23 protein-coding genes and 3 pseudogenes are annotated in these 22282 nt (G+C 68.9%); 13 read left to right on the top strand and 13 right to left on the bottom strand.

Annotated features, from left to right (window positions below; genetic code table 11):
• Positions 1 to 351 (top strand): annotated as a pseudogene (locus PARJ55_RS0117590) (hypothetical protein); the annotation flags it as partial.
• On the opposite strand, the pseudogene PARJ55_RS24640 reads toward PARJ55_RS0117590, so the two are convergent.
• The 5 genes and pseudogenes from PARJ55_RS24640 to PARJ55_RS0117570 all read right to left on the bottom strand — a co-directional run.
• A pseudogene (locus tag PARJ55_RS24640) lies at positions 342 to 542 on the bottom strand (fumarylacetoacetase); the annotation flags it as partial. The pseudogenes PARJ55_RS0117590 and PARJ55_RS24640 sit on opposite strands and share 10 nt — an antisense overlap.
• Before the next feature lie 67 nt (positions 543 to 609).
• Positions 610 to 1035 carry an SRPBCC family protein gene (locus PARJ55_RS24880; protein WP_371257434.1) on the bottom strand — a complete coding sequence of 142 codons (426 nt, stop codon included), beginning with the start codon at positions 1033 to 1035 and terminating at the stop codon, positions 610 to 612.
• Between the two features lie 265 nt (positions 1036 to 1300).
• Positions 1301 to 2080 (bottom strand): annotated as a pseudogene (locus tag PARJ55_RS24875) (RNA polymerase sigma factor); the annotation flags it as partial.
• A 56-nt stretch (positions 2081 to 2136) separates the two neighbouring features.
• Positions 2137 to 2499 carry a YciI family protein gene (locus tag PARJ55_RS0117575; protein ID WP_028714216.1) on the bottom strand — a complete coding sequence of 121 codons (363 nt, stop codon included), beginning with the start codon at positions 2497 to 2499 and terminating at the stop codon, positions 2137 to 2139.
• 143 nt (positions 2500 to 2642) lie between these two features.
• Positions 2643 to 3359 carry a calcium-binding protein gene (locus PARJ55_RS0117570; RefSeq protein WP_028716856.1) on the bottom strand — a complete coding sequence of 239 codons (717 nt, stop codon included), beginning with the start codon at positions 3357 to 3359 and terminating at the stop codon, positions 2643 to 2645.
• A gap of 243 nt (positions 3360 to 3602) precedes the next feature.
• On the opposite strand from PARJ55_RS0117570, the gene PARJ55_RS0117565 reads away from it, so the two are divergent.
• From PARJ55_RS0117565 to PARJ55_RS0117555, 3 genes are read left to right on the top strand one after another with little or no spacing between them, the layout of a single operon-like run.
• Positions 3603 to 3935, top strand: a complete 333-nt coding sequence (locus PARJ55_RS0117565) for a PepSY domain-containing protein (protein ID WP_028714214.1) — start codon at positions 3603 to 3605, stop codon at positions 3933 to 3935.
• Positions 3935 to 4618, top strand: coding sequence for a response regulator transcription factor (locus PARJ55_RS0117560; protein WP_028714213.1), 684 nt, complete (start codon positions 3935 to 3937; stop codon positions 4616 to 4618). Before PARJ55_RS0117565 ends, PARJ55_RS0117560 begins: the two co-directional genes overlap by 1 nt.
• Positions 4615 to 6003, top strand: coding sequence for a HAMP domain-containing sensor histidine kinase (locus tag PARJ55_RS0117555; RefSeq protein ID WP_028714212.1), 1389 nt, complete (start codon positions 4615 to 4617; stop codon positions 6001 to 6003). The genes PARJ55_RS0117560 and PARJ55_RS0117555 overlap by 4 nt, the downstream gene beginning before the upstream one ends.
• A 42-nt stretch (positions 6004 to 6045) precedes the next feature.
• Here the strand turns inward: PARJ55_RS0117555 and panC are convergent, their stop codons facing one another.
• Positions 6046 to 6894, bottom strand: a complete 849-nt coding sequence (gene panC, locus PARJ55_RS0117550) for a pantoate--beta-alanine ligase (RefSeq protein ID WP_028714211.1) — start codon at positions 6892 to 6894, stop codon at positions 6046 to 6048.
• Positions 6891 to 7721 carry a 3-methyl-2-oxobutanoate hydroxymethyltransferase gene (gene panB, locus PARJ55_RS0117545; RefSeq protein WP_028714210.1) on the bottom strand — a complete coding sequence of 277 codons (831 nt, stop codon included), beginning with the start codon at positions 7719 to 7721 and terminating at the stop codon, positions 6891 to 6893. Before panB ends, panC begins: the two co-directional genes overlap by 4 nt.
• A gap of 477 nt (positions 7722 to 8198) precedes the next feature.
• Between panB and argC the strand changes: the two genes are divergently transcribed.
• Positions 8199 to 9227, top strand: a complete 1029-nt coding sequence (argC, locus tag PARJ55_RS0117540) for an N-acetyl-gamma-glutamyl-phosphate reductase (RefSeq protein ID WP_028714209.1) — start codon at positions 8199 to 8201, stop codon at positions 9225 to 9227.
• Between the two features lie 123 nt (positions 9228 to 9350).
• Positions 9351 to 9518 (top strand): hypothetical protein, encoded by a 168-nt coding sequence (locus PARJ55_RS24350; protein ID WP_198019378.1) that lies wholly within the window; start codon positions 9351 to 9353, stop codon positions 9516 to 9518.
• Positions 9519 to 9605: 87 nt separating this feature from the next.
• On the opposite strand, the gene efp is transcribed toward PARJ55_RS24350, so the two are convergent.
• Positions 9606 to 10172 carry an elongation factor P gene (gene efp, locus PARJ55_RS0117530; RefSeq protein WP_028714208.1) on the bottom strand — a complete coding sequence of 189 codons (567 nt, stop codon included), beginning with the start codon at positions 10170 to 10172 and terminating at the stop codon, positions 9606 to 9608.
• Positions 10173 to 10306: 134 nt separating this feature from the next.
• Between efp and epmA the strand changes: the two genes are divergently transcribed.
• The gene (gene epmA / locus PARJ55_RS0117525; RefSeq protein ID WP_028714207.1) at positions 10307 to 11353 is read left to right on the top strand and encodes an EF-P lysine aminoacylase EpmA; all 1047 of its coding nucleotides are present in this window, start codon (positions 10307 to 10309) and stop codon (positions 11351 to 11353) included.
• Positions 11354 to 11502: 149 nt separating this feature from the next.
• A complete protein-coding gene (locus tag PARJ55_RS0117520; RefSeq protein WP_028714206.1) occupies positions 11503 to 12777 on the top strand; it encodes a lytic murein transglycosylase in 1275 nt (424 codons plus the stop codon).
• Positions 12778 to 13347: 570 nt separating this feature from the next.
• On the opposite strand, the gene chrA is transcribed toward PARJ55_RS0117520, so the two are convergent.
• On the bottom strand, positions 13348 to 14559 hold the full coding sequence (gene chrA, locus PARJ55_RS0117515) for a chromate efflux transporter (RefSeq protein ID WP_028714205.1): 1212 nt from the start codon (positions 14557 to 14559) through the stop codon (positions 13348 to 13350).
• Between the two features lie 151 nt (positions 14560 to 14710).
• Here chrA and PARJ55_RS0117510 point away from each other — a divergent pair, with 151 nt between their 5' ends.
• Both PARJ55_RS0117510 and grxD read left to right on the top strand, forming a co-directional pair.
• Positions 14711 to 14953 (top strand): BolA/IbaG family iron-sulfur metabolism protein, encoded by a 243-nt coding sequence (locus PARJ55_RS0117510; protein WP_028714204.1) that lies wholly within the window; start codon positions 14711 to 14713, stop codon positions 14951 to 14953.
• 51 nt (positions 14954 to 15004) lie between these two features.
• On the top strand, positions 15005 to 15367 hold the full coding sequence (gene grxD, locus PARJ55_RS0117505) for a Grx4 family monothiol glutaredoxin (protein WP_028714203.1): 363 nt from the start codon (positions 15005 to 15007) through the stop codon (positions 15365 to 15367).
• A gap of 289 nt (positions 15368 to 15656) precedes the next feature.
• On the opposite strand, the gene PARJ55_RS0117500 is transcribed toward grxD, so the two are convergent.
• The 3 genes from PARJ55_RS0117500 to PARJ55_RS0117490 all read right to left on the bottom strand — a co-directional run bounded on the left by PARJ55_RS0117500 (position 15657) and on the right by PARJ55_RS0117490 (position 18054).
• Positions 15657 to 16367 carry a phage holin family protein gene (locus PARJ55_RS0117500; protein ID WP_028714202.1) on the bottom strand — a complete coding sequence of 237 codons (711 nt, stop codon included), beginning with the start codon at positions 16365 to 16367 and terminating at the stop codon, positions 15657 to 15659.
• 8 nt (positions 16368 to 16375) lie between these two features.
• Complete coding sequence (locus PARJ55_RS0117495) at positions 16376 to 16804, bottom strand: YqjD family protein (RefSeq protein WP_028714201.1); 429 nt, start codon at positions 16802 to 16804, stop codon at positions 16376 to 16378.
• 122 nt (positions 16805 to 16926) lie between these two features.
• Positions 16927 to 18054 (bottom strand): aminotransferase class V-fold PLP-dependent enzyme, encoded by a 1128-nt coding sequence (locus PARJ55_RS0117490; RefSeq protein ID WP_028714200.1) that lies wholly within the window; start codon positions 18052 to 18054, stop codon positions 16927 to 16929.
• A gap of 140 nt (positions 18055 to 18194) precedes the next feature.
• Here PARJ55_RS0117490 and PARJ55_RS0117485 point away from each other — a divergent pair, with 140 nt between their 5' ends.
• The 3 genes from PARJ55_RS0117485 to PARJ55_RS0117475 all read left to right on the top strand — a co-directional run bounded on the left by PARJ55_RS0117485 (position 18195) and on the right by PARJ55_RS0117475 (position 21640).
• Positions 18195 to 18908 carry a type 1 glutamine amidotransferase gene (locus PARJ55_RS0117485; RefSeq protein WP_028714199.1) on the top strand — a complete coding sequence of 238 codons (714 nt, stop codon included), beginning with the start codon at positions 18195 to 18197 and terminating at the stop codon, positions 18906 to 18908.
• Positions 18905 to 20263, top strand: coding sequence for a glutamine synthetase family protein (locus tag PARJ55_RS0117480; RefSeq protein ID WP_028714198.1), 1359 nt, complete (start codon positions 18905 to 18907; stop codon positions 20261 to 20263). Before PARJ55_RS0117485 ends, PARJ55_RS0117480 begins: the two co-directional genes overlap by 4 nt.
• Before the next feature lie 66 nt (positions 20264 to 20329).
• Positions 20330 to 21640 carry an FAD-binding oxidoreductase gene (locus PARJ55_RS0117475; protein ID WP_028714197.1) on the top strand — a complete coding sequence of 437 codons (1311 nt, stop codon included), beginning with the start codon at positions 20330 to 20332 and terminating at the stop codon, positions 21638 to 21640.
• Here the strand turns inward: PARJ55_RS0117475 and PARJ55_RS0117470 are convergent.
• On the bottom strand, positions 21637 to 22278 hold the full coding sequence (locus PARJ55_RS0117470; protein ID WP_028714196.1) for a DUF2062 domain-containing protein: 642 nt from the start codon (positions 22276 to 22278) through the stop codon (positions 21637 to 21639). The genes PARJ55_RS0117475 and PARJ55_RS0117470 overlap by 4 nt on opposite strands.
• Positions 22279 to 22282 lie beyond the last annotated feature (4 nt).

The following is a 22282-nucleotide window of genomic DNA, read 5'->3' as shown; positions in this document are numbered from 1 at the left end:
ATCGCCGCGGCCGGCATGGCGTTCATGCCCGGACCGCCGGACACCTATTACGAGATGTCGCATCGCCGGGTGAAAGGCCATCAGGAGCCCATCGAGCGCATGAAGAAGCACGGCATCCTGATCGACGGCGAGGGGGTCGTGGGCGGCGGCACGACCCGGGTGCTGCTGCAGATCTTCTCGAAGACGGTGATCGGGCCGATCTTCTTCGAGTTCATCCAGCGCAAGGGCGATGACGGTTTCGGCGAGGGCAATTTCCGCGCCCTGTTCGAATCCATCGAAGAGACGGCAGGATCAGGATCGCCTGACCGTTGGCGGCCCTTCCGTCGAAATGACAGAAGATATCGCGCGTAAGGATCAGGCAAGGCTGCAATAACCTTGCCGGTCCGATCCCCGAAGCCGATGCTGTAGCCGTCCCCCCGGGCGGTGCCGCGCAGGGTCAGGGTATCGTTGTCCTCGACAAAGCTGCGCGCGGCGCCGTTCCAGCTCAGCTCCAGCAGGCTGCCCCTGCTGGCCTTCTCCAGCCCCGCGATCGCCTGGGACCCGAACTGGCGGCGCAGCTGGAAACCGCGCTGCGCCACCTGATGCGCCCCGAGCAGGGGGAAGGCAAGCTCACAGCGATTTCGCCAGCGTCTCCAGCTGGTCGGCGGCCATGTTCCAGCCGTCGTGAAAGCCCATCTGCTCGTGCTGCTTCAGGGTCTCCTCGTTCCAATGCATGGCGCGGGCCAGATAGCGCGTCCGCTCCCCCTGCGGCTCGAACTCGACATGCGAGACCATGAAGGCCCGCTCGGTCGGCACCCAGCCCGGCCGGAAGGCATCGGTCGAGACCAGCCGGCGCTGCGGCTCGATCTCCAGGAAGACGCCGATATTCTCGAACCGCTCGCCCTCGGGCCCGTTCATGACAGAGAAGAATTCGCCGCCCGGACGCAGGTCCATGCGCGCCTCGGACACATACCAGGGTTTCGGGCAGAACCATTGTTTCAGCAGCTCCGGCTCGGTCCAGCAGCGCCAGAGTCCGGCGACCGGCGCGTCCAGCACGCCCGTGCAGGTAGAAATAGCCGTCCAGCCGCTCGCGCAGCGGCTCGACCATCTCCAGCGCCGCCTCGGCGCCTTGCAGCTTCATCACCGCCACGGCGCGGTTCAGCGTCACCACCGGCGAGGGGGCGTGCCGCTCCAGCGCGGCATAGAGCCGGTCGATGCCGGCCCAGTCGGTCTCCTCCGGCCGGGCGGCGCGGGCATGCAGCGCCGCGATGGCCGCCTGGATCTGATAGGGGCCGGGCCGGCGGTGCAGCATCGCCTTGTCCAGCATGGCCAGCGCCTCGGCGATCATGGCGCGGTTCCAGCGGCCGCGGTCCTGATCCTCCAGCAGCACCGGCCCGCCCTCGGCATCGAAACGCGCCGCCTGCCGCGAATGCTGGATGAGCATCAGCGCCAGCAGGCCCATCATCTCGGGCTCGGCGGGGAAAAGGCGCAGCAGCAGCCGCGCCAGCCGGATCGCCTCGTCGCACAGCGCCGCGCGCTCGCTGGCGGGGTTCGCGTCGGTATAGCCCTCGTTGAAGACCAGATAGATCATCGCCGCGACGGCGGCGAAACGCTGGGCCCGTTCGACGGGGCCGGGGGCGTCGAAGGGGATCTCGGCCCGTGCGATGCGGGCCTTGGCGCGGGTGATGCGCTGCTCCATGGCGCGCGGCGCGACCAGGAAGGCGCGGGCGATGCGCTCGACCGGCAGGCCCGAGACGATGCGCAGCGCCAGCGCGATCTGCTGCGTCGCCGGAAGCTCGGGGTGGCAGCAGATGAACAGCAGCCGCAGGATGTCGTCGCGGTAATCCGCCGCGTCCAGCCGCTCGGCCAGATCGGGGCCGTCGGCCTGGTCGGGAACCGCGTCGCCGGGCGGCAGCTCGGTCTGGCGGGTCCGGCGACGAAGCTGGTCCAGCGCCGCGTTGCGCCCGACCATGACCAGCCAGGCCTCGGCATTGCGCGGCGGGCCGTTCCGCGGCCAATGCCGCAGGGCGCGCAGGCAGGCTTCCTGATAGGCCTCCTCGGCCAGGTCGAGATCGCGGAAATAGCGCAGCAGCGCGGCCATGGCGCGCGGGCGGGCCCCGACCAGCCGCGTCTCGATCCAGTCGGGATCGGCTTCGATCATCCGGGCGCCTCCGTGCCGGGGGAATAAAGCATGACCGGCCGGATCTCGTAGGCACCGCCGGGATTGGCCTCGCCCAGGTCGCGGGCGATCTGCAGCGCCATGTCCAGCCCCTCGACCTCGACGAGGTAGAAGCCCAGAAGCTGCTCCTTGGTCTCGGCATAGGGGCCGTCCAGCACCACCTGCTCGTCCTTGCGGAAGGTGGTGGCGGCGCTGGTCGGCATCAGCCGGGCGACGGGACCGAAATGCGCGGCCCATTTTCGGTGCACGCCGTCCAGCCGCGCCATCACGGCCGCCTCTTCCTCGCTTGTCCAGGCGGAGGTCATCGCCTCGTCGTTATAGCAGAGCAGGGTATAGAGCATCGGGTTCTCCTTGCGCCAAGGACGGACCGGGGTCCGCCGTCCCGACACTGGCCGGAAAATTTTCCGGGGCCTAGCCCGGAGGCGACGAAAACGCCGCCGCGGGCGGGCCGCGGCGGCGTCATGCCGGCATCCGGCGGGCCGGATCAGAAGACGAAGTCGTTCATGTCGAGCTGCGACAGCTGCATGTCGCGGATGGTCACCGAACTGTCGGCCGACAGCCGCAGCACGACGTCGTCGCCGACCTGCCGGGCAGTGTCGATCACCGCCTGAACCTGCGCCCGGCTGAAATCGTCGAAGTCGAGCCGGTCCACGCCGTTCTGGAAATCGGTGACGATGTCGCGGCCGTCGCCGCGCTCGAACTCGAAGACATCGGCGCCGGCGCCGCCGGTCAGGATGTCGTTGCCGCGGCCGCCCTCCAGCCGGTCGCGGCCCGCGCCTCCGTGCAGCCGGTCGTTGCCGGCATCGCCGTCCAGCTCGTCATTGCCGATGCCGCCGAACAGCAGGTCATTGCCGCCGCCGCCCTCGAGCTCGTCATGGCCGGCCCCGCCGTAAAGCGTATCGGCCCCGGCATCGCCTTCCAGCTCGTCATTGCCGTTGCCGCCATGCAGGATATCGTTGCCGGCGCCGCCTTCCAGCTCGTCCGCGCCCTCGCCGCCATGAAGAAGGTCGTCGCCGTTGCCGCCGCGCAGGGCGTCGCGGCCGGCCCCGCCATAGAGCGAATCGCGGCCGTCGCCGCCATCAAGCCGGTCGTCGCCGGCAAGGCCGAACAGCCGGTCATTGCCGCCCAGGCCCGACAGCCAGTCGCCGAATGCCGTGCCGTTCAGCGTATCCGCGAAATTCGTTCCGATCTTGCGCACCATGTCCTGATCCTTTCCTGTGCTGAGGCGGCGGGTCGCCCCTGCCGCGAAGGTCATGGCGGGAATGCCACGGACCGGCTGACAGTGCTCTGACCCCGGCTGTCAGCGGGCTGTCAGAATGCCCCGACCTGGGCGGAAAGCCGCCCATGGCGGGCTGTTGCCGTTTCGGCACGCCGGGGTCACGGCGCGGGCCGGCACCGCGCTTTGTCAGCCGGCTGTCAGGCCGCCGCCGCTATGACCGGCGGCATGAGACCGCTTGTCCTTCTGTCCCTGGCCCTGACGCTCTGCCCGCCGCCGGTCACGGGGCAGGGCCTGTCGGCGCCGGATTTCGAATTCGCCCGCGACGCCGTGGAGCGCGGCGAGATCCTGCCCCTTGCCGAGGTGCTGGCGCGGCTGCAAGGATCGCATCCGGGCCGGGTGGTCGAGGTGGAGTTCGAGGATGAGGACGGCATCCTCGCCTATGAGATCGGGCTGGTCACCGCCGACGGCCGGCTGATCGAGGTCGAGCTGGACGCCCGCACCGGGCGGATCCTGGCGCTGGACGAAGACGATGCGGATGATGCGGATGAGGATGACTGATGCGCGCCCTGATCGTCGAGGATGAGCCCCGGATCGCCGCCGACCTGGAGCGGGCGCTGAAGGCGGCAGGCTTTCTGGTCGAGCGCGCCGCCGATGGCGAGACCGCCTGGTTCCGCGGCGGCACCGAGAGCTACGACCTGATCGTGCTGGACCTGAACCTGCCGCGGCTGGACGGGCTGACGGTGCTGAAACGCTGGCGGGCCGAGGGCTGCGAAAGCCCGGTGCTGATCCTGACCGCGCGCGGCGCCTGGACCGAGCGGGTCGAGGGCATCGATGCCGGCGCCGACGACTACCTGCCCAAGCCCTTCCGCATGGAGGAGCTGATCGCCCGCGCCCGGGCGCTGGTGCGCCGCGCCGGCGGGCGGGGCAACGCCACCCAGCAGGTCGGGCGGCTGACGGTGGACCTGAACCGCATGACCGCCGCCATCGACGGCATCCCGGTCCCGGTGACGCCGCTGGAATTCCGCCTCGTCTCCTATCTGGCGCTGAACCGCGATCGCAGCGTGCCGCCGACCGAGTTGCTGGAACATCTCTACGGCGACGACGATTCGCGCGAGACCAATGCCGTCGAGGCGGTCGTCACCCGGCTGCGCCGCAAGCTGGGGCCGGGGGTGATCGGCACCCGGCGCGGCTTCGGCTATCACCTCGACGGCGGCCCGGCGGCGTCGCAGGGCAAGGCATGATGCGTTCGATCCGCTGGCGGCTGGTGCTGGCCGGAGGGCTGGCGATCGCGCTGGCGCTGGCGCTGTCGGGCATGGGGCTTGCCGTGCTGTTCGAGCGTCATGTCGAGCGCGTCGCCGTCGCCGACCTGCAGGCGCGGGCCCTGGCGCTGGCCGCCATGGTGCGGCCCGGGGGCGAGGCCGGCGCCAGCCTGCGCGCGCCGCCGGACGACCCGCTCTACGACCAGCCCTTCTCGGGCCATTACTGGCAGGTCATGCTGGGCGCCGAGCTGCGCCGCTCGCGCTCGCTGTGGGACTATACCCTGCCGACCGGCGAGCCCGCGCCGGCGCCGGGCGAAACCGCGGTGCGAGCGCTGGCCGGCCCGCAGGGCGAGCCGCTGCTGGCGGTCGAGCAAAGCCTGACGGTCGGCCGCGGCGACCCGCCGCTGCCCTTGCGCATCATCGTCGCCTCGGACCGCGACGAGCTGGCGCTGGCCCGACGCGGCTTTCTGGACGACCTGCTGCCCTATCTGGCGCTGCTCGGCGCGGCGCTGCTGCTGGCCAGCTGGCTGCAGATCACCGTCGGGCTGCGGCCGCTGGGGCAGGTCGGGGCGCGGGTGGCGGCGCTGGCCTCGGGCGCGCGCGCGCGCATCGGGCTGGACCTGCCGACCGAGGTGATCCCGCTGGCGACCCAGATCGACCGACTCCTGGACGCGCGCGACGAAGAGCTGGCCCGGGCCCGCCACCGCGCCGCCGACCTGGCGCATGGCTTCAAGACCCCACTGCAGGCGCTGCTGGGCGATGCGGCCCGGCTGCGCGCCGACGGCGAGGCCGAGATCGCCGCCAGCATCGAAACCGTCGCCACCCAGATGCGCCGCCATGTCGACCGCGAGCTGGCGCGGGCGCGCATCCAGTCCTCCCGCAGCGGCCAGTCCGCCGATCCGGGGGCGCTTCTGGCCAAGCTGATCGGCGTGCTGCGCCGTACGCCGCGCGGTGCGGAGATCGACTGGCGGCTGTCCGCGCCGCCCGGCCCCCTGGCCCGGATCGATCCCGACGACCTGACCGAGGCGCTCGGCGCGCTGCTGGAAAACGCCATGCGCCATGCCCGGGCGCGGGTCACGGCCTCGGTCCGCGTCGCGGGCGCGCGGCTGGTCATCGCCATCCGCGACGACGGGCCGGGCGTGCCCGAACCCGCGCTGGCCCGGCTGACCAGGCGCGGGCTGAGCCTCGATCCCGACGGCGAGGGGCAGGGCATCGGCCTGGCCGTGGTCTCGGACATCGCCGATGCCGCGCAGGGCGCGCTGCGGCTGGAAAACGCCCATCCCGGCCTGCGGGCCGAGCTGCATCTCGACGCTCTGCCGCCCGCCGCCCGGGACTTGGCGCTTTCACCGTTTTCCAAATACTCATGAGGCAACCGCGCATCCCGCGCCGCCTCGCGGCAAAGGGGCCATTCAGCGCAGCGTCACCGCGACGTTGTCGATCAGCCGCACGCCCTCCAGCCAGGCCGCGACCAGCAGCCGCGCCGGCCGGCCCGGGCGCGGCTCGCCCAGCGACTCGCCGTCGCGCAGCTCAAGATATTCGACCGGCCCCAGCCCCGCCGCCTCCAGCCCGGCCCGGGCCGCCGCCAGCGTGGCCTCCACCGGCTCGCCGGCCTCGATGCGCCGCGCCGCCTCGAACAGCGCCTGCGGCAGGGCCGAGGCCAGCGCGCGGCCCCCGGCCGTCAGGCGCTGGTTGCGCGAGGACAGGGCCAGCCCGTCCTCGGCCCGCACGCAGGGGCAGGGGACGACCTCGACCGGCAGTTTCAGGTCCTGCACCAGCCGCCGCACCAGCTGCAGCTGCTGCCAGTCCTTTTCGCCGAAGAAGGCGCGGTCGGCCTGGGTCATGTTGAACAGCAGCGTCACCACCGTCGCCACGCCGTCGAAATGCCCCGGCCGATGCGCGCCCTCCAGCGGGTCGGACACGCCCGAAACCGAGATCACCGTGGCATGGCCGGGCGGATAGACCTCGTCGCCCTCGGGCACGAAAAGCGCGTCCACGCCCAGCGGGCCGAGCAGCGCGGCATCGGCATGTTCGGTGCGCGGATAACGGGCGAAATCCTCGGCATTGTTGAACTGGCGCGGGTTGACGAACAGGGTGACGATCACCCGGTCGCAGCTGGCGCGCGCCGCGCGGACCAGGCTCAGATGCCCCTCGTGCAGCGCGCCCATGGTCGGCACCACGCCGATGGTTTCGCCGCGGGACTTCCAGCCGCGCACCAGCGCACGCAGCTCGGCCAGCGGCCGGACGATGGGCGCGCTCATGCAGGCTTGCCCTCGGCGAAGGCGTGCTCGGGGCCGGGAAAGCGGCGGGCCCGCACCTCGGCGGCATAGCCGGCGATGGCGGCATCGGCATCCTGGCCCAGCTCGGCGTAGCGCTTGACGAATTTGGGCCGGAAATCCGAGAACAGCCCCAGCATGTCGTCGACCACCAGAACCTGGCCATCGCAATCGACCCCGGCGCCGATGCCGATGCTGGGCACCGGGATCTCTTGGGTGATGCGCCGCCCCAGCGCCTCGGGCAGCTTTTCCAGCACCACGGCGAAGGCGCCGGCATCGGCCAGCGCCGCGGCATCGAGGGCGATGCGGTCGGCCTCGTGATGCCCGCGGCCCTGCACCTTGTAGCCGCCCAGCGTGTTGATCGATTGCGGCGTCAGCCCGACATGGCCCATCACCGGGATGCCGCGCGCCACCAGGAAGGCCACGGTGTCGGCCATGTGCCGGCCGCCTTCCAGCTTGACCGCCTGGCAGCCGGTCTCGGCCATCAGCCGCGCGGCGTTGCGGAAGGCCTGCTCGCGCCCCTCCTCATAGCTGCCGAAGGGCATGTCCACCACCATGCAGGCGCGCGCGCAGCCCCGCGCCACCGCCTTGCCGTGCAGGATCATCATCTCCATGGTGACGCCAAGGGTCGAGGGCAGGCCGTGCAGGACCATGCCCAGGCTGTCGCCCACCAGCGCGATATCGCAATGCGCATCCACCAGCCGGGCCATGGGGGTGGTATAGGCCGTCAGGCAGACCACGGGCTCGCCGCCCTTGCGGGCACGGATGTCATCGGGGCTCAGACGGCCCTTGCGATCGGGGGTCGCGCTCATCACTCTCTCCGTTATCCAGGGCCTCGGCGGCCGCTGCCCGAATATTTGATTCCTTCCGCCATGTCTCGCAATAAAATGATGCAGATGCAGCATTTCTGCGCACGAAAAGAAGCCCAACCTATTCGCGTCCCTTGCAGCCGGGCCGGTTTCCGTCGTCGATTCAATCGGATCACCGGCTGCAGGTGGGGGAGACAACGGCAATCGCGACAGGTGATGCCTCCAGCTCTGCTGTCAGGGAGAATCTGCCGCGCTGAATTACAATATTTGAAGAAATTTCCACCGATTGGATAAGCTTCGTTGCCCTGCTTTCTGGAAAGATGGCAGCAAGCGGGGCAGGGCGGCCCCAAAACGGGCGGGCCTTGCGATCCGGCCGGCGGCTTGACATGCCGGGGGACCGGGCCTAGTGCCGGTTTTCGGCCCCTGCGGGCCTGACCAACCAGCGCCGCGCCTGCGCGGCCGTTTCCTCGGGATCGAGACATGACGCTGAAAGCTGCCATCCTTGGGGCCTCGGGTTACACGGGGGCGGAACTCGTCCGCCTCCTCGCCACCCATCCCCGGATCGAGATCGCCGCGCTTTCCGCCGACCGCAAGGCGGGGCAGGGCTATGACGAAGTCTTTCCGCATCTGCGACACCTGAAGCTGCCGGCGCTGGTCAGGATGGAGGAGATCGACTTCTCGGCCATCGACCTGGTGTTCTGCGCCCTGCCGCACGGGCTTAGCCAGCCGCTGGTCGGGCAGCTGCCGGGCGATGTGAAGATCGTCGACCTGGGCGCCGATTTCCGGCTGCGCGATCCGGCGGATTACAGGAAATGGTATGGGCTCGACCATGCCGCGCCCGGGATCCAGCCGCAGGCGGTCTATGGCCTGACCGAATTCTATCGCGACCAGATCCGCGAGGCGCGGCTGGTCGCCGGCACCGGCTGCAATGCCGCCACCGTGCAATTCGCGCTGCGGCCGCTGATCGCATCAGAGCTGATCGACCTGGACGACATCATCTGCGACCTGAAGAACGGCGTGTCCGGGGCAGGGCGCTCGCTCAAGGAAAACATGCTCTTCGCCGAGCGGTCCGAGGATGTGGCGGGCTATTCCCAGGGCGGCAAGCACCGCCACCTGGGCGAGTTCGACCAGGAATTCTCGGCCCTGGCCGGGCGCGAGGTGCGCATCCAGTTCACCCCGCATCTGGTCCCGGTGAACCGCGGCATCCTGGCATCCTGCTACCTGAAGGGCGAGCCGCAGGCGGTACATGCCGCGCTGGCGGCGGCCTATGCCGACGAGCCGTTCATCGTGGTGCTGCCCTTTGGGCAACTGCCGGCAATGGCCCATGTCCAGGGCTCGAACTTCTGCCATATCGGCGTGACGGGCGACCGGATTTCGGGGCGGACGCTGGTCGTCTCGACGCTGGACAACCTGTGCAAGGGCTCCTCGGGGCAGGCGGTGCAGAATGCCAACCTGATGCTGGGCCTGCCGGAAACCGAAGGGCTGATGCTGGCGCCGATCTTCCCCTGACGGGCGCCGCCAGAGGGCACCTCGTCCACGATCCTCAAGGGCGGCGCGCGGAACCGGAAGGCGGGCCCGCGCGTCTTGTCCAATATGAGCGGCGCCTTGCCGCTTCACAGGAGGACATACGAGATGCGTAGCCTGATTGCGACAGCCGTTTCCGCGTTGGTGCTTCTGCTGGCCGGTTGCGGCGACAACCCCACCGAACGCGCTGCGACCGGCGGGCTGGGCGGAGCCGTCATCGCCGGTCCGGCCGGTGCGGTGGTGGGCGGGACCATCGGCGCCGCGACCGCGGATTGATCCGCAGGGTCCCGCCGTTCCCCGGATGACGCTGCATGACGAGAAAGGGCAGGGCGCGAGCACGCCCCTGCCCAAGGGCGTCAGAAATCAGCTCTTGGCGCGCTCGACATAGGTCAGGTCGGCGGTGTTGATGATCACCTTGGTGCCCACGCCGATATGCGGCGGCACCATGATGCGCACGCCGTTATGCGCCATGGCCGGCTTGTAGCTGGACGAGGCGGTCTGGCCCTTGACCACCGGCTCGGTCTCGACCACCTCGACCGTCACCTTCTGCGGCAGTTCGATGGCGATGGCGACGCCGTTATGGACCTGCAGGAAAACGCTGATGCCGTCCTCCAGGAAGACCTTGTCGTCGCCGACCACGTCGGGCGAGACGACGACCTGCTCATAGCTTTCCGGCTCCATGAAATGGAAGCCCTCGCCGTCCTCGTAGAGGAAGTTGTAGGCGCGTTCGTCCACATGGGCACGCTCGACCTGTTCGGTGGTCTTCCAGCGTTCCGAGACCTTGTTGCCGTCCGAGATGCGGCGCAGTTCGACCTGGGTCGTCGGCGTGCCCTTGCCGGGGTGGAAGTTGGTCGCCGTCAGGACGACATGGAGCTTGCCGTCGATCTCGACGACATTGCCTTTGCGAAGGCTGGAGGCGATGACTTTCAAGGCGGTTCCCTTGCCTGCTTTTCAAATTCCGGGGGGCCGGATACGAAGTCCGGCAAAGATGATGTCCCATAGCGTTTTCCGCAGCTTTGCGCCAGCCGCAAGCGGAAAACGACGCAAATGCAGGAGTTGTGCGCATGAAATCCGCCGATGAAAGCCCCTGGTGGGACCGCGACCGCCATGCCGGGCGCCGGCCGCTGCTGCTGGCGCGAAACCGCATCCAGGCCGCGACCCGCGACTGGCTGGGCGCCCAGGGCTTCATCGAGGTCGATCCGCTGGCGCTGGCCGTCAGCCCGGGAAACGAGGCGCATTTGCATGCTTTCGAGACCCGGCAGATCGGCAATGACGGCGTGCCGCGGCGGATGTATCTGCATACCAGCCCGGAATTTGCCATGAAGAAGCTGCTGGCGGCGGGCGAGGAGCGCATCTTCGCCTTCAGCCATGTCTGGCGCAACCGCGAGCGGGGGGCGCTGCACAGCCCGGAATTCACCATGCTGGAATGGTATCGTGCCGGTCAGGATTATCGTGTTCTTTTCGAGGATTGCGCGCAATATCTGCGGCATGCGGCGGAATGCGCCGGTGCCGATCTTCTGCGTTTTCGCGGCGCCGAATGCGACCCCTATGCCGCCCCCGAGGTGATGAGCGTGGCCGAGGCGTTCCGCGACTATGCCGGCATCGACCTGCTTTCGACCTGCGACGGGACCGAGACCGATGCTGCGGCGCTGCGCGCCCAGGCCGAAGGGCAGGGGGTGCGGCTGGCCGAGGATGACGGCTGGTCCGACATCCTGTCCCGCGTGCTGGTCGAGAAGGTCGAGCCGCATCTGGGCCATGGCCGGCCGCTGATCCTCGACCGCTATCCCGCCGCCGAGGCGGCGCTGGCCCGCCGGGCCGCGGACGAGCCGCGCGAGGCCGAGCGGTTCGAGCTTTACGCCTGCGGGGTCGAACTCGCCAACGGTTTCGGCGAGCTCACCGACCCGGTCGAGCAGCGCCGCCGCTTCCAGAAGGAGATGGAGGAAAAGGCGCGAATCTATGGCGAGCGTTACCCGCTGGACGAGGATTTCCTGGCCGCGCTGGCCTTCATGCCGCCGGCCTCGGGCTGCGCGCTGGGATTCGACCGGCTGGTGATGCTGGCCACCGGCGCGCCGCGGATCAACGAGGTGATCTGGACGCCTCTGGCGGAATGATCCGCAAATCAATTCCCTGCACGGATGATCTGAACCCGTTTGCGCAACCCGATAGAAAGGGCGGGCTGCCGCCGGAGCGGAATTTCCGGCTTTCGGCCTTGCGGATCGGGCGCTAGGCTGGGCCAAAACGCTCGACCAAGGGGACAGGAATGCGGTTTTCATTGCGACTTTCGGCAACGCTCACGGCCATGGCCCTGCTGCTGGGCGGCTGCGCCGGCAACTATCCCGGCACGGGGGTGCCGCAGCAGAGCCAGGAAATCAAATGGGGCCGCTACCAGAACCCGCCGCCCGAGAAGGTCGCCGGCCTGCGCGGCTGGGTCGAGGGCTTCAAGACCCGCGCCCGCAGCCAGGGCATCAGCGACAGCACCCTGGACTTCGCCTTTCGGGACGTGACCTATAACCCCGAGGTCATCCGCCGCTCGCAAAGTCAGGCCGAGTTCAAGAAATCCGTCTGGGAATATCTGGAAAACGCGGTTTCGGAAAAACGTCAGACCAACGGCCGGGCGGCGCTGGCGCAATATGGCGGCGTGCTGAGCCGCGTCGAGGCGGCCTATGGCGTGGACAAGGAAATCGTCACCGCGGTCTGGGGCATGGAATCGACCTATGGTGAACGGCGCGGCGACCTGCCGCTGATCGAAAGCCTGGCCACGCTGGGCTATGAAGGCTACCGGGGCGAATTCTTCCGCAGCCAGCTGATGGCGGCGCTGCGCATCCTGCAGGCCGGCGACATCGATCCCGGCCACATGACCGGCAGCTGGGCCGGCGCCATGGGGCACACCCAGTTCATCCCGACCACCTATCTCAGCTTCGCTGTCGATTTCACCGGCGACGGGCGCCGCGACATCTGGTCGAACGACCCGACGGACGCGCTGGCCTCGGCAGCGAACTATCTGGCGAAATCCGGCTGGCAGCGCGGCCTGCCGGCGGCGGTCGAGGTCACGCTGCCGCCCGGCTTCAACACCGGCTTGGCCGGCAAGGGCAAGCGGCGCAGCGTCGCCGAATGGCAGTCGCTGGGCGTGCGCCAGGCCAACCAGCGGCCCTTGCCGCCCGCCGGCACCCCGACCGAGCTGATCCTGCCGGGCGGCTCCTCGGGCGCGGCCTTCCTGATCACCCGCAACTTCCACGCCATCCTGCGCTACAACAATGCCGACAGCTATGCGCTGGCGGTGTCGCATCTGGCGGATCGGTTGAAGGGCTATCCGGGGCTTGCCAATCCCTGGCCGGCCGACCATCCCGGCCTGCGCATCGAGCAGCGCAAGGAGATGCAGCGCCTGCTGACCGCGCGCGGTTTCGACACCCAGGGCGTTGACGGCAATGTCGGCTCGAACACGATCAGCGCCATCCGGGCCTATCAGACCTCGCGCGGCTTGCCCGTCACCGGCGAGCCCACGGCGGCATTGCTCGAACAGCTGCGCCGCGGCTGAGCAACAGTCTTCCGGGCCAGCGCCAGCGCGCGCTTGCCCGGTCGCTTCTGGCGCAGAGCCGGAATCCTTGCTGCTTGCGTGGCGGGTCGAAGCTGCTTGCGTGGCGGGTCGAACATGAGCCCGAGGCTTGGCTAAGCTCAGGCCGCATTAACCGACGTGAAGGCCAAGCCGACTTGGCATGAAGGTTGATGACATAACTCTGGTTATCATGATTTTCAGCGAATGTCGCGACAACCGAAAGAATGACCACTCTCGTGCAGGCTTCGACCCTTGACGCGCGATTGGAGGCGCCGCCCGCTCGGCACCGAAGACCAGCCCCGGGCAAATGCATGGAACTCGCCAAGATGGTGCGGCGCCCGTTCCAGTCCGGCTTTCTCATATAAACTCGGCTCTGGCGCCTTCGGAGTCACGGCCTCGGCCTCCACGTCCCACGATGGGAAAGCGCGTCGAGGGACAAGCCCGCTGCCCGATATCCGAAATCGGTCCTTCCGCCCCAAGGGGCCAGCCTGCCTTCGGGTTATTTTTCCTCCGCCGGAACCCCCTTCCGATCAAGGGCCGGCGCAAGCCCGCTCATCCGGCCAGCGCCAGTGCAGCGCCCGCCATCGCGGCCAGAAGCACCACCCGCCAGGGCGCGAGCTTCCAGCCCGTCAGGGCCACGAAACAGGCGAGCGCCAGCGCCAGGTCCGGCAGGCCGCCGATCGCGGTGGTAAAGACCGGGGAATACAGCGCCGCGCCCAGAATGCCGACCACGGCGGCATTCGCCCCCTGCATCAGCGATTGCGCCCCGGCCATGCGGCGGAAGCGGTCCCAGAACGGCAGGACGCCCAGCAGCACCAGAAATCCCGGCAGGAAGATCGCCAGCAGCGCAAGCGCGGCGCCCGGCACCCCGTTCGGCTCGGGCCCCAGGGCCGCGCCCAGATAGGCGGCAAAGGTGAAAAGCGGCCCCGGCACCGCCTGCGCCGCGCCATAGCCGGCCAGAAAGGCCTGCGGGCCGATCCAGCCGGGCTGCACCACCTCGGCATCCAGAAGCGGCAGCACGACATGGCCGCCGCCGAAGACCAGCGCCCCGGCGCGATAGAAGCTGTCGATCATCGCAAGCGCCTGCGACCCGTCCGCCAGCAGCGGCAGCAAGGCCAGCAGCGCCAGGAACAGCAGCAGGGCCGCCGCCCCCGCGCCTCGGGACAACGGCATGACCAGATGCCCGCTGACGGGCCTTGCCGCGCCGCGGCCCAGGGCAAGCCCCAGCCCCGCGCCGGCGGCGATGGCGAGAATCATGCCGGGGGCGCCCGGCAGCGCGGCCAGCACGACGACCGCGAGCACCGCGATCGCCGCGCGCTCGCGATCCGGGCACAGCTGCCGCGCCATGCCCCAGACCGCCTGGGCCACGATGGCCACCGCCACGACCTTGAGCCCGTGCAGCGCCCCCTGTCCCAGCGGCCCCGAAATCGCCGTCGCAGCCCCGGCAAACACCAGCAGGATCAGCGCCGAGGGCAAGGTGAAGGCGGTGAAGGCTGCAAGCGCCCCCAGCCAGCCGGCCCGCATCAGGCCCAGGGCAAAGCCGACCTGGCTCGAGGCCGGGCCGGGCAGGAACTGGCACAGCGCGATCAGATCGGCATAAGCGTGATCGTCCAGCCAGCGCCGCCGCACCACCAACTCGTCGCGGAAATAGCCCAGATGCGCAATCGGCCCGCCGAAGGAGGTCAGGCCCAGCCGCAGGAAGGCCCCGAAGACCTCGCCGGCGCTGCCGCGCGCGGGGTCGCTGTCGGAAACCGCGTTCGACATCCTGATCGCCCCTCTGCTGCCGCGGGCAGAGTGGCATCCCCGCCGCGCGGGGGCAAGCTGCCCGATCTCCTGGCGGAATGCGGCGTGAAGGGCGATCTTGCGGGCCGCGCGGGCTTCCCCTACATCATGGAGAACAGTGAAAGGAACCGCCATGGCGATGGAAGCCCAGGATATCGAAGCCCTGATCCGCGCTGCATTTCCCAATGCCCAGATCACCATCACCGACCTTGCCGGGGACGGAAACCATTATGCTGCCGAGGTGATCGACGAAAGCTTCCGCGGCCAGAACCGCGTGCAGCAGCAGCGCGCAGTCTATGCGGCGCTGCAGGGCCACATGGACGGCCCGAACGGCGCGCTGCATGCGCTTGCCCTGACCACCAAGGCCCCCGAATAAGATCAACCGCCAGCGTCGCGCCATGGCGACGCTTCAGCAAGGACCAGCAGAATGACCGACGCACGCCAGCAGATCCAGGACACCATCGACGGCAACGATGTCGTCCTGTTCATGAAAGGCACCAAGGAGATGCCTCAATGCGGCTTTTCAAGCCGCGTCGCCGGGGTGCTGAACTATATGAACGTCCAGTATCGCGACGTGAACGTGCTGGCGGACGAGGCGATCCGCCAGGGCATCAAGGAATTCTCGGACTGGCCGACGATTCCGCAGCTTTATGTCAAGGGCGAGTTCGTCGGCGGCTGCGACATCGTCACCGAGATGACCCTGTCGGGCGAGCTTGACCAGCTTTTCGAAAACGCGGGCGTGACCTATGACAAGGAAGCCGCCGACCGCATCCGCGAGGCCAATGCCTGACCGGGCGCCTGCCCTCACTGACAACGACGGCCCCGCATTGTCGGGGTCTTTTCCTTTTGAAAATAATGACTTACCGGAGGTTTATCAGAGTTCTTCCAGCAACCTCCGGCCCCGGGGGATGCATGGCGCGGACGGTCATCTGAAACGCTTGGCCGGCGCCTGCGGTTTTAGACAGTCAGCAGCGCCGGGAATCCTAACGACCTTCCGGCTGCCGCGTCGTTGGCGCGGCACCGACGAGCAAGAGCAAGACAAAAAACTTTAATAAAATAATCGTCCTATGGCATACACTTCAACCATCCTCGTAAGGATCGTCCATCCAGTCCTCGGTGGCGTCCCATTCCGGGGTGTCACGCTGCCGCCAGTCCTGGAAGCGCGAGGCCAGCGTCATGCCGACCGCGAAGGCCCCGATCAGCGGCGCTATGGCCGCTGCCCGCGATTGCGAGGCTGCCTGGACCTGTCCCGCGGCGCGGCGCAGCGCATCCGGGGGCAGGCCCAGCCGTTGCGCGGCCTGCTCTCCGGCGCGGCGCGCGGTGCCATAGACCCGCGCCTCGGCCCGGTCGGCCAGGCGGTCGGCCTTGTAGGACAGGCTGTCGGCGACGCTGTGGACGCGCTGCTCGGCCTGTTCCATCAGCCGATTGGCCTTTTGCGAGGCCCGCTCAAGCGCCGCATCCGCTGCGCCGGTGGCTTTCCCGATGGCGGCATCGGCGGCCAGCATCAGCCGCTGCTCGACCTCGGCCTTCAACTCGTCGGTGGTGGGCACGGGATGGCGCTCCTTGCGCGCCATCAGCATCACCAGCAGCCCGATCACCAGAAAGCCGATGCCGATGGCGAGGGAGGCGCCGAGCGCCCCCCAGCCAAGATGATCCGCCAGCCAGGTCCACAGCGCCGCAAGCAGGAAGCCGGCGCCGATCAGCAGGGCCAGCCCTGCCCCGGCGCCCAAGCCCGCGCGGCGCAGCCTGTCCGTCAGGGCAAGCTGCAGGTTCCGGGTGTAATCGAACATCGCCGGCCTCAGCGGCGCGCGATGATCAGGCCCAGCAGGAAGCCGACGCCCGCCGCGATCCCCAGCGCCTGGGCGGGGTTGCGGCGCACCATGCCCGAGACCTCGTCGTAATATTCCTCGGCATGGGCCGCGACCTCATGCGCCTGCCGCTCGCCCTGGCGATACAGCCGGCGAGCCTCATCGCGGGCGCGTTCGGCATAGTCATGGCCACGCTCGCGGACCGTCTCGGCATATTCGGCACCCCGCTGACGGGCGGTCTCGACGAATTCGGCGCCTTTCTCGCGCGCGGTTTCGTAAAGCTCGGCGCCGCGCTCGCGGGCGGTCTCATAGGCTTCGGTCGCCTCGTCGGCGGCGCGGCGGGCGTGGCGGCCCACCTCGTCGGCGGCCTCGCGCGCCTGGGCTTTCACTTCGTCGGCGGTGGCTTCAGGTTTCGCCATGACATTGTCCTTTCACAGGGCTGTATGGGTTTCGCAAGGCAAACACCCAAGCCGGCAGATCGTTCCCGGAACCGCCCGGATTTCCCGCCCGCCGCGTCAGGACGTCGCGTTACCGGGCCGGGTCACAGGGCTGCGTCGAAGGCCGGGATCAGCCGCGCCAGCGTGCCCTCGACATCGCCGAGCTTGTCCAGCCCGAACAGCCCGATGCGGAAGCTGCGGAAGCCCTCGCCCTCGTTCACCTGCAAGGGCACGCCCGCGGCGATCTGATAGCCGGCGGCCAGAAACTTGCGGCCGCTCTGCACCTCGGGGTCGTCGGTATAGCAGACCACCACGCCCGGCGCGGCAAAGCCCTCGGCCGCGACCGAGCGCAGCCCGCGCCGCGCCAGTTCCGAGCGCACCGCATCGCCCAGCCGCCACTGCGCCTCTCGCGCCGCCTCGAGGCCGAAGTCGCGCGTCTCGTTCATTGCATCGCGCAGGCCCAGCAGCGCGTCGGTCGGCAGAGTGGCGTGATAGGCATGGCCGCCATCCTCGTAAGCCTTCATGATCGCGCGCCATTTCTTCAGGTCCAGCGCGAAGCTGTCGCTGACCGTGGTCTCCAGCCGCTCGATCCCGCGCGGGGACAGCATCACCATCCCGGCCGAGGGCGAGGCCGACCAGCCCTTTTGCGGCGCCGAGATCAGCACGTCCACGCCCGTCTCGCGCATGTCGACCCAGATCGCGCCCGAGGCGATGCAGTCCAGCACCATGATCGCGCCGACCTCATGCGCGGCATCGGCCAGCGCCTTGATGTAATCGTCGGGCAGGATCATGCCCGCCGCCGTCTCGACATGCGGGGCGAAGACGGCATCGGGGCGGGCTTCGCGGATCTTGGCCACCACCTCCTCGACGGGTGCCGGGGCGAAGGGCGCGCGCAGCTCGTTGCCCTGGGGCCGGGCCATCATCACCGTGGTCTGGCGGGCAAAACCGCCGGCCTCGAAGATCTGGCTCCAGCGATAGCTGAAAAAGCCGTTGCGGACGATCAGCGCATGGGCGTCGCGGCCGAACTGGCGGGCCACCGCCTCCATGGCGCAGGTGCCGCCGCCCGGAACCAGCGCCACCGCCTCGGCCCCGTAGACCTCGCGCAGCATGGCCGAGATCTCGCGCATCGCGGCCTGGAATTTCTGCGACATGTGGTTGAGCGAGCGGTCGGTGAAGACGACCGAGAATTCCTGCAAGCCCTCGGGGTCCACATCGGGGCGAAGTCCGGGCATGGCCGATCCTTTCTGCTGTTGCAGGCCAACCCTAGCGCGACCCCGCGCCGCCGGCCAGCCCCACCGAGGTCGCAGCGCCCCCTTGCCGCCCGCGCCCCGCACGACTAGCTTCGGGGGGAACAACCGACAGGCCAACCACCATGCGCATCGGCATTCTCAAATGCGGCCAATCGCCCGAAGAGCTTCGCGGCGAACTGGGCGATTATGACACCATGTTCGAGCGGCTCCTTGCCGGGCGGGGCTTCGATTTCGCCAGCTATCACGTGGAGAACATGCAGTTTCCGCAGGACGTCCGCGAGGCCGGGGGCTGGCTGCTGACCGGCTCGCGCCACGGCGTCTACGAGGACCACGCCTTCATCCCGCCGCTCCAGGACTTCATCCGCGCCGCCTATGCCGCGCGGGTGCCGATGGTCGGCATCTGCTTCGGCCATCAGATCATCGCCCAGGCGCTTGGCGGCCAGGTGGCGAAGCATCCCGAGGGCTGGGCCGTGGGGCCGCAGGATTACGATTTCGGCGGCGAACCGGTGCGGCTGAACGCCTGGCATCAGGACCAGGTGATCCGCCGCCCCGAGGCCGCCGAAATCGTCGCCAGCAACCCGTTCTGCGAAAACGCCGCGCTGGTCTATGACGACCGCGCCTTTACCGTGCAGGCGCATCCGGAATTCGACGACGCCTTCATCGAGGGCCTGATCGAGCACCGCGCCCGCGGCACGGTGCCCGGCGCGCTGCTGGACCGGGCCCGCGCCCGCATGGGCGGGCCGCTGCAATCGGGCAGCATCGCCGACCGGATCGAGGCCTTCTTCAAGGCGCCGCGCAGCTTTGCGGCGCAGGCGACACGGCAGGGGGCCGCATGAAATCGCACTGGATCGACGAAACCCCGCAGGCCGCGCAGGATTACGTCGCCGGGCGGCGGCTGGACGAGGTGGAATGCATCGTCGCCGACATCGCCGGGGTGGCGCGCGGCAAGGCCATGCCGGCCTCGAAATTCGCGCATCAGGAACGGTTCTACCTGCCGAATTCGATCTTCCTGCAGACCATCACCGGCGACTGGGCCGACAACCCGTCGGGCGCCTTCACCGAGCCCGACATGATCCTGACGCCGGATTTCTCGACCGCGACGGCGGCGCCCTGGACGGCGGACGTCACGCTGCAGGTCATCCACGACGTGTCCGACCAGTCGGGCAATCCGGTGCCGATCGCGCCGCGCAACGTGCTGAAACGCGTGGTCGATCTTTACCGGCAGAAGGGCTGGCGCCCCATCGTCGCGCCCGAGATGGAGTTCTTCCTGGTCGCGCGCAACATCGACCCGAACCAGCCGATCATGCCGCCCATGGGCCGCACCGGCCGCCGCGCCGCCGCCAAGCAGGCCTATTCCATGTCGGCGGTGGACGAATACGGCAAGGTCATCGACGACATCTACGACTTCGCCGAGGCCCAGGGCTTCGAGATCGACGGCATCCTGCAGGAAGGCGGCGCCGGCCAGGTCGAGATCAACCTGAACCACGGCGACCCGGTCGCCCTGGCCGACCAGATCTTCTATTTCAAGCGGCTGATCCGCGAGGCGGCGCTGCGCCACGACTGTTTCGCCACCTTCATGGCCAAGCCCATCGAGGGCGAGCCGGGCAGCGCCATGCATATCCACCATTCGGTCGTCGGGCTGGCGGACGGGCGCAACATCTTCTCGGACGAGCGGGGCCGCGAGACGCCGGCCTTCATGCATTTCATCGCCGGCATGCAGAAGCACCTGCCGGCGGCGGTGGCGCTGCTGGCGCCCTATGTCAACAGCTATCGCCGCTATGTCCCGGATTTCGCGGCGCCGATCAACCTGGAATGGGGGCGCGACAACCGCACCACCGGGCTGCGCGTGCCGATCTCGAAACCCGAGGCGCGGCGGATCGAGAACCGGCTGGCGGGCATGGATTGCAACCCCTATCTGGGTCTCGCCGCCAGCCTGGCCTGCGGCTATCTGGGCCTGATCGAGGGCGAGAATCCGCGCGCCGAATGCCTGGGCGACGCCTATATGTCCGAGGACGAGCTGCCCTATAACCTGGGCGACGCGCTGGACCTGATGGACGAGAACACGGCGATGCGCGAGGTGCTGGGATCCGAGTTCATCGACGTCTATCAGGCGGTCAAGCGCAATGAATACAAGGAATTCCTGCAGGTCATCAGCCCATGGGAGCGCGAGCACCTGCTGCTGAACGTGTAGAGCCGGGCGCGGCCGGGCCCTTGCGCGCCGTCGGATGAGTATTTGAGAAACGGTGAAAGCCGAAGCATGAACCTGCTGTTTTCCAACGACCGGCGGGGGGAATATCCGCCCAGCCTCTATGCCGCGACCCGCGACCCGCTGCCGCCTTTCCCCGAGCAGCGGGGCGAGGAGCGCGCCGATGTCGTGGTGGTCGGCGCCGGCTATACCGGGCTTTCCGCGGCGCTGCATCTGGCCGAGGCGGGGCGCGACGTCGTGGTGCTGGAGGCGCATCGCGTCGGCTTCGGCGCCTCGGGGCGCAATGGCGGCCAGCTCGGCTCGGGCCAGCGGCTGGAGATCGACGAGCTGGAGCGGATGGCCGGGCGAGAGGCCGCCCACCGGCTTTGGAACATGGCCGAGGAGGCCAAGCGCCTGACCCGCGATCTGGCGGCGCGCGCCGGGGTGCCGGTGGCCGACGGCATCGCCCATGCCTTCCGCAAGCCCGCCGAGTTCGACCATGCCCGCGCCCTGATCGACAGGCTGGGGCGCGATTACGGCTATGACCGGATCGAGCCGCTCGACCGCGACGCCTTCCGGGCGCTGGTGCCGTCCGAGGCCTATATCGCCGGCGAGCTGGACCATGGTGCCGGGCATCTGCACCCGCTGAACCTGGCCATCGGCATGGCGCAGCTGGCCGATGCCGCAGGCGCCCGGATCCGCGAGCTGAGCCATGTCCACCACATCCGCCACGGCCGGCGCGCCGGCGAGAAAAGCGTGGTGCAGACCGGCAAGGGCCGGGTGGCCTGCGACCATGTCATCCTGGCGGCCAATGGCTATCTGGGCCATCTCGATGGCCATGTCGCCGCCCGCGTCATGCCGATCAACAATTTCATCGTCGCGACCGAGCCCCTGGGCCGGCGTGCAGCCGAGGTGCTGACCCGGCCCATCGGCGTGCATGACACGAAATTCGTGGTGAATTACTGGCGGCTCGATCCCGAGGGCCGGCTGATCTTCGGCGGCGGCGAGAATGTCAGCTATCGCTTTCCCGCCGATATCGCCGCCAAGGTGCGCAAGCCGCTGCTTGAGATCTATCCGGGCCTTGCCGATGTGGCGCTGACCCATGCCTGGGGCGGCACGCTGGCGATCACCATGAACCGGATGCCCTGCTTCGCCCGGCCGGCGCCCAACTGCCTGTCGGCCAGCGGCTATTCCGGGCACGGGCTGGCGCTGGCGACGCTGGCCGGCAAGCTGATGGCGCAGGCGGTGCAGGGCCAGGCCGAGGGATTCGACACCATGGCCGCCCTGCCCTCGCCCGCCTTTCCCGGCGGCGCTGCGCTGCGCTGGCCGCTGCTGGTCGCCGGCATGGGCTGGTATTCGCTGCGCGACCGGCTGGGCTTCTAGGATTTCCCGGCCAGCTCGCGTTCGCGCCTGGCCTTGGCGCGGGCGATGCGCTCGGCCATCTGCCTTTCGCGGTGGCGGTGATAGGCCCGGATCACCGGCACGGTCAGGTAATGCGCCGCGACGGAAACCGCGATTCCGGGCAGGATGCCCCCCACCGCATAGGGCAGGAAGATCTGCTGGTTGAACTGCAGCAGCTGGTCCCAATGCGCGACGCGGTCCGTCACCGGCGCCAGCAGGTTGTTCCACAGCTCGCTGCCGGCGCGGGTGAATTCGTCGAAGATCAGGTGCGGGGTGAACTTGCCCTCGACCCCCAGCATCCAGCGGCCGAGCCCGACCGAGGTCAGCGCGATGAAGGGCGTGGTCAGCGGATTGCCGACGAAGGTGCCCAAGAGCGCCGCCAGGATATTGCCGCGGATCAGCCAGGCCAGCGCCGCCGCGCCCATGAAATGGAAGCCGAAGAAGGGCGTGAACGAGATGAAGATGCCGCAGGCCCAGCCCCGCGCCACCCGATGCGGCTGGTCCGGCAGGCGGCGCAGCCGGTGCAGCACATATTTCGAGGCCCGCTTCCAGCCCGAGCGCGGATAGAACATCTCGGTCCACATCTGGGCATAGCTGAGCGGCTTGCGTCTCTTGAACATGCCG

The sequence above is a fragment of the Paracoccus sp. J55 genome, assembly GCF_000513975.1.
Taxonomy (GTDB): domain Bacteria; phylum Pseudomonadota; class Alphaproteobacteria; order Rhodobacterales; family Rhodobacteraceae; genus Paracoccus.
This window is presented reverse-complemented; position numbering and strand designations above follow the sequence as displayed.